The sequence below is a fragment of the Microbacterium sp. zg-Y1090 genome (assembly GCF_030246945.1).
Taxonomy (GTDB): domain Bacteria; phylum Actinomycetota; class Actinomycetes; order Actinomycetales; family Microbacteriaceae; genus Microbacterium; species Microbacterium wangruii.
Window position 1 is genome coordinate 2732646 of sequence record NZ_CP126742.1, and the last position, 13403, is coordinate 2746048.

At 70.1% G+C, this 13403-nt stretch carries 8 protein-coding genes; 1 reads left to right on the forward strand and 7 read right to left on the reverse strand.

Annotation, left to right across the window (positions count from 1 at the left end):
- Positions 1-195: 195 nt before the first annotated feature.
- The 4 genes from QNO26_RS12865 to QNO26_RS12880 all read right to left on the reverse strand — a co-directional run bounded on the left by QNO26_RS12865 (position 196) and on the right by QNO26_RS12880 (position 4279).
- Positions 196-1827 (reverse strand): DUF5684 domain-containing protein, encoded by a 1632-nt coding sequence (locus QNO26_RS12865; RefSeq protein ID WP_257533601.1) that lies wholly within the window; start codon positions 1825-1827, stop codon positions 196-198.
- A gap of 121 nt (positions 1828-1948) precedes the next feature.
- Positions 1949-2635 carry a spermidine/putrescine ABC transporter substrate-binding protein gene (locus tag QNO26_RS12870; RefSeq protein WP_257533602.1) on the reverse strand — a complete coding sequence of 229 codons (687 nt, stop codon included), beginning with the start codon at positions 2633-2635 and terminating at the stop codon, positions 1949-1951.
- Positions 2636-2696: 61 nt separating this feature from the next.
- Positions 2697-3167: a DUF6121 family protein gene (locus QNO26_RS12875; RefSeq protein WP_257638692.1), complete on the reverse strand. Its 471-nt coding sequence runs from the start codon at positions 3165-3167 to the stop codon at positions 2697-2699.
- Positions 3167-4279, reverse strand: a complete 1113-nt coding sequence (locus tag QNO26_RS12880; protein ID WP_257533604.1) for an ABC transporter — start codon at positions 4277-4279, stop codon at positions 3167-3169. Before QNO26_RS12880 ends, QNO26_RS12875 begins: the two co-directional genes overlap by 1 nt.
- 133 nt (positions 4280-4412) lie before the next feature.
- Between QNO26_RS12880 and QNO26_RS12885 the strand changes: the two genes are divergently transcribed.
- Complete coding sequence (locus tag QNO26_RS12885) at positions 4413-5009, forward strand: DUF3558 domain-containing protein (RefSeq protein ID WP_257533605.1); 597 nt, start codon at positions 4413-4415, stop codon at positions 5007-5009.
- Here QNO26_RS12885 and QNO26_RS12890 read toward each other — a convergent pair whose 3' ends face one another.
- From QNO26_RS12890 to rpoB, 3 genes are all read right to left on the reverse strand, one after another.
- Positions 5010-5615: a hypothetical protein gene (locus tag QNO26_RS12890; protein ID WP_257638691.1), complete on the reverse strand. Its 606-nt coding sequence runs from the start codon at positions 5613-5615 to the stop codon at positions 5010-5012.
- Between the two features lie 136 nt (positions 5616-5751).
- On the reverse strand, positions 5752-9627 hold the full coding sequence (locus QNO26_RS12895) for a DNA-directed RNA polymerase subunit beta' (RefSeq protein ID WP_257533607.1): 3876 nt from the start codon (positions 9625-9627) through the stop codon (positions 5752-5754).
- 71 nt (positions 9628-9698) lie between these two features.
- Positions 9699-13199, reverse strand: coding sequence for a DNA-directed RNA polymerase subunit beta (gene rpoB, locus QNO26_RS12900; protein ID WP_257533608.1), 3501 nt, complete (start codon positions 13197-13199; stop codon positions 9699-9701).
- Between the last annotated feature and the right edge of the window lie 204 nt (positions 13200-13403).

Consider the following 13403-nt stretch of genomic DNA (forward strand, 5'->3'; position numbering starts at 1 on the left):
AGATCCACCGGCGCGGCGCGAAGCGGCCGAACGTTTCGAGGGTGGATATGCCGTGGGGGTGGCCTGTTCGCAGGCCGGTCCCTCAGGTGCGGCGCGTCCCGACCCCGTTCCGTGCCATGGCACGACGCAGGGCGCGCAATGCGCACACCCGATCCATGATACGTCGCGCCCGGGTGCCGGTCAAACGAGGCTCTCTCAGGCGTCGGCGCGCACGAGGCGGAACACAGCGTCGCCCAGCAGGAACCTCTCCCCCGGCGCCAATTCCGCACCCGGGTCCGCCTCCACCTCCGTGCCCATGAGGGTCGGCAGGAGCACGCCGTTGGTGGACCCGAGGTCGGTGACCCGCCAGCGGTCGCCCGCGAGCTCGAGCCGCGCGTGGGTCTTGGAGACGGTGCGGGTGTCGTCGGGGACGGCCACGAGCTGCGCGCCGCGGTATGCGGGGTCGCCCGCAGGCTGGCGGCCGAGGATGACGACGTCGGCGGTCAGGTCGATGCCCGGTCCGGATGCCGGCTGCAGCGTCCACCGGGCGCGGCGGCGGCGCGTGAGCACCGTCTCCTCGGCGAAGTCCTCATGGGAGGATGCGGGATCGGTCTGCGCCGCGGCCACCAGGGCGGAGCGCGGTGCTCCCGCCACGGGTGCGCCGGCGACCGCGGAGACCTCGTCTGCAGTGTCGAGGGGGAACTCGGGGCCGGGACCGGCGGGCGTGCGCGGTGTGCCCACCGGCGCGCGGGTGACGGCGGGGAAAGAGGGGTCGATGTCGACGGGTGAGGTGCGCAGCGACGTCACCGGCGCCGTGGGCACGCGCGGCGGCGTGGCGGGCACCGCACCACCGGAGCGAGCGCGCTCGGGTCCGGTGCTGCCGTCCTCCGCCAGCGGCGGGAGCCCGGTGGGGACGGCACGCGCGGCGATCGGATCGCCCTGCGGCGGCTGCGAGATCGCCGACACCTCATCGAAGCCGCTGGCCCACCGCTCGTCGAACGCCTGAGCGGCGGGCGCTGCCGGCTCGCCGGTGGGCGTCCACGGCACCGCCCCGGCGCCATCTGCGGGGCGCTCCGGCGGGGGCGCGAACCGATCATCCGGCATGGCGTCCGACGCGACGACGGCGACCGGCGCCGTGTGCAGACCGGGGAGCGCCGGGGCCGGAGCGGAAGCCGGGAACGATGTCGGGGGCGCCCAGGCCGACGCCGCCGCATCCCCGATCGCGGCGGCATCCGCGATCGCGGCATCCATCGCCGCTCCCTCCGCCGACTCGGGGACCGCCGACGCCGGGACGGCAGGCGCAGTTCCTGCGGCCGGCTGCGCCCACGGATCGGGCTCGACGGACGCGACCGCGGCTGAGCGGTGAGGCTCGGGGGCGGGGGCGGCGTACCGTTCGGCGCGCGCGGGCGGCAGGGTGCCGCCGGAGGCTTCGACGTCGCGCGTGCGGGCGTAGACGGGCGCCGAGACGGTGTCCGTGCGCTGCCAGCGGGCCACGCCGAACCCGACGACGCTGGCCCACACCGGGAAGAGCACGGCGGCCAGAGCCGTCATGCCGCCGCCCAGACCGAAGCCGCGGTTGATGCGGTGCACGGCCACGATGGTCGCGACCCAGAAGGCGATCCATCCGAGCACCGGCACGAGCACCAGCAGGAACAGCCAGCCCGACATGCCCGCGACCATCAGCAGGGTGATCTGGTTGACGATCGGCACCCAGGCGCGCCACTGCTCCTGGCCGATCTTGCCGAACACCGCGGAGAGCCCGAGGGCGGTCCAGATGTAGACGGCGACGGTGGGGATGACCGCGACGAGCAGGATCAGCACGAACACGGCGGGAGAGACGTCGGACACGATGATCAGGGGCGCTGGGGAGCGCCCGCACCTCCTTCCCGGCGGGTTGTGCGGTGCGACACCGCGCTTCGAGATGCCTCCACCCTAGGGCGCGCGGCAGCGCCGCTGTGCGCAGCGGGCATCACGCGGGCTCCGCTCCATCGAGACCGGAGTCGAGCCCGGGGCCGGGGTCGGGTCCGAAGGGCGCGTCGAGCGAACGGGTGAGCTCGTCGAGCATCGCGGCGACCTGGGGCTCGACGTACTGGGCGACCCCGGCCTGGATGCGCAGACGGTGCCGCAGCAGCACGGCGCAGATCTCGCGGCCGATCATGTTGGCGTAGTCGTCGGCCAGACCCACCTCCTGGCGCAGGGCGGCCTTCGCTTCGGGGGTGAGCGGCGGGAGGTCGGGGACGTCGGCGTCGGCCTGCTCCGCCATGCCGGCGAGGGTGAACAGGAACGGGGCGCCGGGAACAGGCTCCGGATCCAGCGGCAGTCCTTCGAACTCGGGCTCGAGGTTCTCGGCGGGCCGATAGCTGCGCGCGCGGTTGCGGGCCGCCTGCTGGTCGAGCTCCGCCTGCAGGAGCGGCAGGTTCTGCGCGGTGTATGCGGCCACCGCGCCATCGACGATCGCCTTGATGCGGGTGGACAGGCCGTGCTGCACACCGTGCGGCACATCGGAGCCGAGCCCCGCCGCCGACAGCACGGGCGAGCCGAAGCAGCGACGGCACGGGGCCACGCGCCCGCGGTGAGTGGCCGGCTCCCAGCGGGGAAGCCAGCGCAGCCAGGCATCCACGGCCTGGCCGACCTGCGTCTCGAGCGAGCGCTCCACGGTCACATTCTCGCCTGTGCGCGCCCGGGGCGCACGGTGCGCCCCGCCGTGACCGCGCCGATCACTCGTCCTCGTCGCTCTCCCACGGCCAGCGCGGTCGCTCCGCCCGCGTGCGCACGAGCGCCACGGCCGACCACCCCGCCACGGCTGCCGCGAGGGCCAGCACGACCGAGAACCACGACAGCACGAAGCTGCCGATCGCCGCCGTGAGGGCCGACGACGGGACACCCCCGAGCACGGCGCCCACCACCAGGCCCAGGAGGTATCCGAGGAAGCCCAGCAGGGCCGAGACGAACGCGGCACCGTAGGACGGGCGCGCCGAGCGCAGCATCACCACCAGGCCCACCGCGATCGCGCCGGCGGACACGGCCATCGCCACGACTCCCGGCAGCGGACCGGCGCCGGGGGCTTCGAGCACGTCCCGGGACGTCACGAGGCTCGTCACGCCCAGCCCTGCGATCGCGAGGGCGAGATAGCCGACGAGCGCGAGGGCCACCGCCGTCGCCGGCGGGACCCCCTGACGCTCGGACATCACTGGCGGTAGAGCTGCGGCCCGGCCTCGAGGGTGCGCTCGTACTCGCGCTGCGCCTCGGCGTTGAGCTCGGTGACTCGACGGCCGCGTGCGGCGACCCAGGCGCCGAACCAGATCGTCAGCTCACGTCCCAGGATGAACGCGGTGGCGGCCAGCGGCACGAGCAGCTGGCTCTCGACCAGCGCCGCACCCTGGGAGGCCGTGAGCGTCCAGAACGGCGCATCCATCAGCTGGCCGAGCAGGTGACCGCCGTAGGCGGCGACACCGACCAGCAGGCCGAAGATGACCCACAGGCCCCAGCGGCCGCGGTTGATGATCGCGCCGAGCAGCCAGAACGCCAGGAAGAACGAGATGACCGGCATCCACAGCGCCCAGGTCGTGAGCGCGCCGAGCGTGACCTCGACGAGGTTCTCCTCGGTGATGTCACCGGCGATCGCGGCGAAGCCGAGCCAGGCTGCTAGGTACAGGGCGCCGAACGCCACCGCCGCGAGCAGGCCGATCGCTCCGGCGGCGCCCCGGTTGCCCCGCGGACGCGGCGCCTCGGGCGCCTGCACGAAGATGGGCTGCGGCCCGGGCGCTGCCGGGTAGGCGTCGGGAGCGGCCGTGTCATATGCCGTCGCGGCAGGGGCGTCGTATGCCGTCGCCGCGGGCACCTCGGCCGCCGGCGAGGCCGCAGGGGCGTCGTACGCGGCCGCTGCGGGCGGCTCGTAGGCCGTCGTCGCGGGGGCGTCGTAGCTGACGGCCGCCACCTCGCGGTCGGTCTCGTACGTCTCTGCCCGCTCGTCGCGGGCGAACGTCTCGGACCGGTCGCCGGCCGCCCCTGCGGTGGCGGCGGGTGCGGCGTCGCTGAGGTCGCGCACCGGCGCCACGGGGTCGGCGGGGTCGTAGCCCGCCGCGGCGTAGTCGTCTTCGGTGGGCTCGTAGTCCGGCGACAGCGGGTCTGCGGTGCGGGGGGCGTCGGCGTTCGTCGACGCCGGCTCGGCCGGGTAGCCGTCGGCCACCGCGTCGCGCCCGGCGGCTTCGGCATCGGCCAGACCCTCGTGGGCGCGCCCGACGACGTCGTCCACCGTGGTGGGTTCCTCCACCGGCTCGCCGTACTTGGGGTCGGTCATGGGATGCACTCCTCCCGCGGAGGCACACGCCACCGCAGTGGAGAGGCTAACGCGCGCGAACCCCTCACCCGCGCAGGCGTGCCGCCGTGTGTCGCACTCCGATGCGAGCGGATGCCCGATCTAGAGTTGCGGCATGGCTGACCCGACGCCCACCCGGAGGGCCGCGCGCGCCTGCTCCCTCGCCGCCCTCGCCCTCGCCGCCGCGACGCTGGGCGGCTGCGCGGCGGAGCAGCCCGCCCCGGCATCCACCGTCGTCGCCACTCCCCCTGCCGCGACGAGCACGCCCACGCCGTCGGCCACGCCGCTGCCGGGGGCGGCCGACCTGCCGCGCGACTGCCGCGCGATCGTGTCGGGGTCGGTGCTGGCGCAACTGGGCGACACCCCGCTGAACGACCCCGCGTTCGCGGACACCGGCACCCAGCCGGACGGCACCCTCGTGTGCGTCTGGGGCGCTGCCGACGCCGCGACGACGAACCTCCGCACCGTCATCTCCGCCGTCGAGCACAACCCGACGATGGATGCCCTCAACGGCCTCGTCGCCGAGGATGAGTACCTCTGCTACCAGCCCGACGAGGGCGTGCGCTGCGAGAAGAGCTGGCAGAACGAGCGGTACCCGGTGACCGACGGACGCACGCTGTACTACCGCGAGGGCGTGCTGATCGACACGACCTACTCCAACCTGGCACCCACCGGCTTCACCGACGCCGTCGTCGAGGCCGTGTTCGGCTGATCAGCCGCGCCACACCGCTTCGGCCACGCGCGAGGCGTAGCGCTCCGGGTGCCAGGCGGTCTCGGTCGTCGACAGCCAGAGCCCTTCGCCGAACTCCAGCGTCTCGTACACCTCGTCGGCCGCCTTCGTGCAGCGCACCCGCCCGTCCGCGACGACACCGCACCCGTAGCCGAGGTCGGGGAGAGCCGCCTGCGCGATCGCGCCGGCGTCGGAGCCCACGGCGGCGAGGGTGGTCGAGATGCTCCCGGCCTCCGACGTCCACGTGCAGGTGAAGCGCACATCCGGGGCGAGCGAGTCCACGAGCACGGTGGCCGACGTCTTCGGCACCGAGCGGTCCTGATCCAGCTCCGAACCCGGCTGCCACGACAGGCCGGCCCACAGCGCGTCGGAGTAGAGCCTTCGGCACTCCCCCGGGGTGACCGCTTCGGGGGCATCCGCCGCCTCGGCCTGCTGACCCTGCTGACCGTCGCGCAGCGAGTCGCCGGTCAGTCCCACCACCGCGGGCAGCCCGGGAAGCGCCAACCACACCAGCGCCGCCACGATCCCCGCGGAAAGCACGCCCGCCGTCCACGCCAGCCAGGTGCTGCGTCCACCGGTCCTCGCCATGCCTCACCTCTCCGCAGACCACGCTAGAACCTCGCGGGGTCGCGGTGGGGAGGCACGCGGACGACGAAGGCCCCCGGCGCGAGCCGGGGGCCTTCGTGCGGTTCCGGGCGGGCGCCGCAGCGCCCGCCCGGATCGCTCAGTTGTACGTGCCGGGCGTGAAGTCGTCCGTCGAGAAGCTGTCGAAGTCGACGTAGCTCAGGTCGGTGTCGCTGTACGTCCCGTCCGAGGCGAAGATGCGGTTGGGGTACCGCTCGCTCTTGGCCTCCTCCGTCGCCTCCACGGCGACGTTGCGGTACTTCGCAAGTCCCGTGCCGGCGGGGATGAGCTTTCCGATGATGACGTTCTCCTTGAGACCGACGAGCGGGTCGCTGCGACCCTCCATCGCCGCCTGCGTGAGCACGCGGGTGGTCTCCTGGAACGACGCCGCCGACAGCCACGACTCCGTCGCGAGCGACGCCTTCGTGATACCCATCAGCTCGGGACGGCCCGATGCGGGACGCTTGCCCTCGGCGACCGCCTCGCGGTTCATGCTCTGGTAGCGCTTGAAGTCCACCAGCTCACCCGGAAGCAGCTTCGTCTCGCCGTGGTCGACGACCGTCACCTTGCGCAGCATCTGGCGCACGATGACCTCGATGTGCTTGTCGTGGATCGGCACACCCTGCGACCGGTACACGCCCTGCACGCCGTTCACGAGGTACTTCTGCACCTCGCGGGCGCCCATGACGCGCATGACCTCCTTGGGGTCGAGCGTGCCGACCTGCAGGGGCTGGCCGACCGTGACGTGCTGGCCGTCCTCGACCAGCAGCGTGGCGCGCTTGAGCACGGGGTACACGTGCGGCTCGTCGCCGTTGTCGGGCGTCAGGATGACCTTCTTGGCCTTGTCCGTCTCGTCGATCGTGATGCGTCCGGCGGACTCTGCGATCGGCGACGCACCCTTGGGGGTACGGGCCTCGAAGAGCTCCTGCACGCGGGGCAGACCCTGCGTGATGTCGTCGGCCGAGGCCGAACCACCGGTGTGGAACGTACGCATCGTCAGCTGCGTGCCGGGCTCACCGATCGACTGGGCCGCGATGATGCCGACGGCCTCGCCGATGTCGACGATCTTGCCGGTGGCCAGCGAGCGGCCGTAGCACTTCGCGCAGACGCCGACGGCCGAGTCGCAGGTCAGGACCGAGCGGACCTTGATGGTCTCGATGCCGGCCTCGACGAGCTTGTCGATGAGCACGTCGCCCACGTCGTCACCCGCGGCGGCCACGACCGTGCCCTGCGCGTCGACCACGTCGGCGGCGAGGGTACGGGCGAACACCGAGTTCTCGACGTTGTCGTCGCGACGCAGCGTGCCGTCCGCCCCGGGGGCGGCGATGGTGAACTCCAGGCCCTTGCCGGTGCCGCAGTCCTCTTCGCGGATGATGACGTCCTGCGAGACGTCCACGAGACGACGGGTCAGGTAACCCGAGTCCGCGGTACGCAGAGCCGTGTCGGCCAGACCCTTTCGGGCACCGTGGGTGGCGATGAAGTACTCCGCCACCGACAGACCCTCGCGGTACGAGGAGATGATCGGGCGGGGGATGATCTCACCCTTGGGGTTGTTCACCAGGCCTCGCATACCCGCGATGTTGCGGATCTGCAGCCAGTTACCACGGGCGCCGGAGCTGACCATGCGGTTGATGGTGTTGTCGGCCGGGAAGTTGTCCCGCATCGCCTTCTGCACCTCGTCGGTGGCCTCGGTCCAGATCTTGATGAGCTCCTGACGACGCTCGGCGTCGGTCGTGAGGCCCTTCTCGAACTGTCCCTGCACCTTGGCGGCCTGCTTCTCGTAGCCGGCGACGATCTCGGCCTTGTTCGGCGGCGTCAGCACGTCGCTGAGCGCGACGGTGACACCCGAACGGGTGGCCCAGTAGAAGCCGGCGTCCTTGATGCGGTCCAGCGATGCGGCGACCTCGACCTTGGGGTACTCCTCGGCCAGCTTGTTGACGATCTGCGACAGCTTGCCCTTGTCGGCCTGCTCCCGCACGAACGGGTAGCCCTTGGGGAGCGTGTCGTTGAAGATCGCCTGGCCGAGCGAGGCGTCCACGAGACCGTGGCGCTCGTAGCCCTCGGGCGCTTCGCCCTCGAGGAACGACAGGCCGGGGATGCGGATGCGCACCTTGGCCTGCAGGTCGAGGGTGCCCTCGTCCTTGGCCAGGATGGCCTCGCCGACCGAGCCGAACACGCGACCCTCGCCGGTGGCGCCTTCCTTGACCGTGGTCAGGTGGTGCAGACCGATGATCATGTCCTGCGAAGGCAGGGTCACCGGGCGGCCGTCCGACGGCTTCAGGATGTTGTTCGACGCCAGCATCAGGATGCGGGCCTCGGCCTGGGCCTCGACCGACAGCGGCAGGTGCACGGCCATCTGGTCACCGTCGAAGTCGGCGTTGAACGCGGCGCACACCAGCGGGTGGAGCTGGATGGCCTTGCCCTCGACGAGCTGCGGCTCGAACGCCTGGATGCCGAGGCGGTGCAGCGTGGGCGCACGGTTCAGCAGCACGGGGCGCTCGCGGATGATCTCCTCGAGCACGTCCCAGACCTCGGGACGGGTGCGCTCGACGGCGCGCTTGGCGGCCTTGATGTTCTGGGAGTGACCCAGGTCGATCAGGCGCTTGATGACGAACGGCTTGAACAGCTCCAGCGCCATCTGCTTGGGCAGACCGCACTGGTGCAGCTTCAGCTGGGGTCCGACGATGATCACCGAACGGCCCGAGTAGTCCACGCGCTTGCCGAGCAGGTTCTGACGGAACCGGCCCTGCTTGCCCTTGAGCATGTCGGACAGCGACTTCAGCGCACGGTTGCCCGTGCCGGTGACGGGACGACCGCGACGGCCGTTGTCGAACAGCGCGTCGACGGCCTCCTGCAGCATCCGCTTCTCGTTGTTGACGATGATCTCAGGGGCCCCGAGGTCGATCAGACGACGCAGACGGTTGTTGCGGTTGATCACGCGGCGGTACAGGTCGTTCAGGTCGCTGGTGGCGAAGCGGCCACCGTCGAGCTGCACCATCGGGCGCAGCTCCGGCGGGATCACCGGGACGACGTCCAGCACCATGGCGGCCGGGCTCATGCCCGTCGACAGGAACGAGTTGACGACCTTCAGGCGCTTGATCGCGCGGATCTTGCGCTGACCCTTGCCCTCGGAGATCTGCAGGTGCAGGTTCTCGGCCTCCGCGGCCAGGTCGAACGCCTCGAGGCGGCGCTTGATGGACTCGGCGCCCATGTAGGCCTCGAAGTACTGGCCGAAGCGGTCCTGGAGCTCGTGGAAGACGTCGTCCTCCTGCTTCAGGTTGCCCACCTCGAGGGTGCGGAACTCCTCCCAGACCCGCTCGAGCTTCGAGATCTGCTCGTCGAAGTTCTTGCGGATGGATGCCATCTCCTTCTCGGCGGCATCCTTGACCTTCTTCTTCTGGTCGGCCTTCGCGCCTTCCTCCTCCAGCGCGGCGAGCTCTTCTTCCAGCTTCGCCAGGCGGGCGGCGACGCGGGCGTCGCGGCGGTCGCCGAGGTTCTTCATCTCCAGGCGGAGGTTGGCCTCGTGCGTGGGCATGTCACGGTGACGAGCATCCTCGTCGACCGAGATCACCATGTAGGCGGCGAAGTAGATGACCTTCTCGAGGTCCTTCGGCGCCATGTCCAGCAGGTAGCCCAGGCGCGACGGGACGCCCTTGAAGTACCAGATGTGGGTGACGGGCGCGGCGAGCTCGATGTGGCCCATGCGCTCGCGGCGGACGGAGCTCTTGGTGACCTCCACGCCGCAGCGCTCGCAGACGATGCCCTTGAAGCGGACGCGCTTGTACTTTCCGCAGGCGCACTCCCAGTCGCGGGAGGGCCCGAAGATCTGCTCGCCGAAGAGGCCGTCCTTCTCGGGCTTGAGCGTGCGGTAGTTGATGGTCTCGGGCTTCTTGACCTCGCCGAAGGACCAACGACGGATGTCGTCGGCGGTGGCCAGACCGATGCGAAGCTCATCGAAAGATGTTGCGTCGAGCACTAGTTCTCCTGTGTCTCAAAAAGTTTTCGGTGATCGGGCCGCCCGCGGGCGGCCCTGCGTGATCGGCCGGATCAGATCTCGTCGATCGAGGTCGACTCGAAGCGGGTGGAGATGTTGATGCCCAACTCCTCCGCGGCGCGGAACGCCTCGTCCTCGCCGTCGCGGAGGTTGACCGCGGTGCCGTCTGCCGAGAGCACCTCCACGTTCAGGCAGAGCGACTGCATCTCCTTCATCAGCACCTTGAAGGACTCGGGGATGCCGGGCTCCTGGATGTTCTCGCCCTTGACGATGGCCTCGTAGACCTTCACGCGGCCCACGATGTCGTCGGACTTGATCGTCAGGAGCTCCTGCAGCGCGTATGCGGCGCCGTAGGCCTCGAGGGCCCACACCTCCATCTCACCGAAGCGCTGACCGCCGAACTGCGCCTTACCACCCAGCGGCTGCTGCGTGATCATCGAGTACGGACCGGTGGAGCGCGCGTGGATCTTGTCGTCCACGAGGTGGTGCAGCTTCAGGATGTACATGTAGCCCACCGAGATCGGCGCCGGGAACGGCTCGCCGGAGCGGCCGTCGAACAGCAGCGTCTTTCCGGTGGAGTCGATCAGGCGCTCACCGTCGCGGTTCTTCAGCGTGGAGTCCAGCAGACCTGCGATCTCCTGCTCGAACGCGCCGTCGAACACCGGGGTGGCGACCTTCGTGCCGGGAGCGGCCTCGAGCGCCTCAGCGGGGAGGTTCGCCGCCCACTCCGGGGTGCCTTCGACCTTCCAGCCCTGCTGCGCGATCCACCCGAGGTGGAGCTCGAGCACCTGACCGAAGTTCATGCGGCCCGGGATGCCCAGCGGGTTGAGGATGACGTCGACCGGCGTGCCGTCGGCGAGGAAGGGCATGTCCTCGATCGGGAGGATCTTGGCGATGACGCCCTTGTTGCCGTGACGGCCGGCGAGCTTGTCGCCCTCGGTGATCTTGCGCTTCTGGGCGATGTAGACCACGACGCGGCGGTTGACGCCCGAGCCGAGCTCGTCGTCGCCGTCCTCGGCGTTGAACTCCTTGACCGCGATGATCGTGCCCTGCTCACCGTGGGGGACCTTCAGCGACGTGTCGCGCACCTCGCGGCTCTTCTCGTTGAAGATCGCGCGCAGCAGGCGCTCCTCGGCGCTCAGCTCGGTCTCGCCCTTGGGCGTGACCTTGCCGACGAGGATGTCGCCGGGGCGGACCTCGGCGCCGATGCGGACGATGCCGCGCTCGTCGAGGTCCTTCAGCAGCTCGGGGCTGACGTTGGGCAGATCACGGGTGATCTCCTCCTTGCCGAGCTTGGTGTCACGGGCGTCGACCTCGTACTCCTCGATGTGGATCGAGGAGAGGGTGTCGTCCTTCACCAGGTTCTGGCTGAGGATGATCGCGTCCTCGAAGTTGTGGCCTTCCCACGTCATGAACGCCACGAGGAGGTTCTTGCCGAGCGCGAGCTCGCCGTTCTCCGTCGCGGGTCCGTCGGCGATGACCTCGCCGGCCTCGATGCGGTCGCCCGCCGAGACGATGACGCGCTGGTTGTAGCTCGTGCCCTGGTTGGAGCGGTCGAACTTGCGCAGGAAGTAGTCCTGGGTGCCGCCCTCGTCGAGCTGCACGGTCACGACGTCGGCCGAGACCTCCAGCACGACACCGGCCTTCTCGGCGGTGACGACGTCACCGGCGTCGATCGCGGCGTAGCCCTCCATACCGGTGCCGACCACGGGCGACTCGCTGCGCAGCAGCGGGACGGCCTGACGCTGCATGTTCGCACCCATCAGGGCGCGGTTCGCGTCGTCGTGCTCGAGGAACGGGATGAGCGAGGTCGCCACCGACACCATCTGGCGCGGCGAGACGTCCATGTAGCCGATCTCGTCGGCGGGGAACAGGTCGACCTCGCCGCCCTGGCCGCGACGGGCGAGAACGCGCTCGTCGGCGAAGGCGCCGTCTTCCTTGAGCTCCACACCGGCCTGGGCGACGATGAAGTCGCTCTCCTCGCTGGCGGTGAGGTAGTCGATCTGGTCGGTCACGCGACCGTCGACGACCTTGCGGTACGGGGTCTCGATGAAGCCGAACGCGTTGATGCGCGCGAAGGACGCGAGCGAGCCGATCAGGCCGATGTTCGGGCCTTCCGGGGTCTCGATCGGGCACATGCGGCCGTAGTGCGAGGGGTGGACGTCACGGACCTCGACGCCGGCACGCTCACGGGAGAGGCCGCCGGGGCCCAGCGCCGACAGGCGGCGCTTGTGGGTCAGACCCGCGAGCGGGTTGTTCTGGTCCATGAACTGCGACAGCTGCGACGTTCCGAAGAACTCCTTGATCGCGGCGACGACGGGGCGCACGTTGATCAGGGTCTGCGGCGTGATCGCCTCGATGTCCTGCGTGGTCATGCGCTCGCGGACGACGCGCTCCATGCGGGACAGTCCGGTGCGCACCTGATTCTGGATGAGCTCGCCGACGGCGCGGATGCGACGGTTGCCGAAGTTGTCGATGTCGTCGACGTCCAGGCGGATCTCGGCGGGCTGGCCGTTGCGGATGCCGTCGAACGTGACGTCGCCGCGGTGCAGGCGCACCAGGTACTTGATCGTCGCGACGATGTCGTCGACGGTGAGCACCGAGTCGCTCAGCGGCCTGTCGAGGCCGAGCTTCTGGTTGATCTTGTAGCGACCGACCTTCGCGAGGTCGTAGCGCTTGGAGTTGAAGTAGAAGTTGTCCAGCAGCGCGCGGGCGGCCTCGGCGGCGACCTGCTCGCCCGGACGCAGCTTGCGGTAGATGTCGCGGAGGGCGTCTTCCTTCGTGAGGATGGTGTCCTTGGACAGCGTCTCCTCGATGGAGTCGAAGCCGGCGAACTCCGCCATGATGTCCTCGCTGGACAGGCCCAGGGCCTTCAGGAACACCGTGACGGACTGCTTGCGCTTGCGATCGATGCGCACGCCCACCTGATCGCGCTTGTCGATCTCGAACTCGAGCCAGGCACCGCGGCTGGGGATGACGCGCGCCGAGACGATGTCCTTGTCGGAGGTCTTGTCGGGCGTCTTGTCGAAGTAGACGCCGGGAGAGCGCACGAGCTGCGAGACGACGACGCGCTCGGTGCCGTTGATGATGAAGGTGCCCTTGCCGGTCTGCAGCGGGAAGTCCCCCATGAAGACGGTCTGGGTCTTGATCTCACCGGTGAGGTGGTTCATGAACTCGGCCTCGACGTACAGCGGGGCGGCATACGTCTTGCCGCGCTCCTTGCACTCCTCGATCGAGTACTTCTCCGGCTCGAGGTACGGGTTCGTGAACGACAGCTGCATCGTCTCGCCGAGGTCCTCGATCGGGGAGATCTCCTCGAAGATCTCCTCCAGACCGCTGATCTCGGGGACATCGGTGCGGCCCTCGGCCTGCGCCTGAGCGACGCGGGCCTTCCAGGCGTCGTTGCCGACGAGCCAGTCGAAGGACTCCGTCTGCAGCGCCAGGAGGTCGGGGACCTCCAGCGTGTCGGAGATCTTCGCGAACGAGAGCCGCGAAGCTCCGCGTCCGTTCTTGAGGTTGGTGGTGGGGGTGGATGCGTTGCGCGCAGCAGCCAAGGGGATTACCTCCGTGGGCCCGGGCGAGGGCTCGTTTTCCTTGTCGTCAGGTGGAGTGCTCCCTGTAGATCCCGAAGCCTGACGACCGCACGCCGCGATGAAGCGGGGGAACGCAGGCACAGCCGACCACCATATGAGGGCAAGGGGAGGGAGCGCAAAGAACAACTATATGCCGCGCGACGCGCCATGTCCAGCCGAATTCTT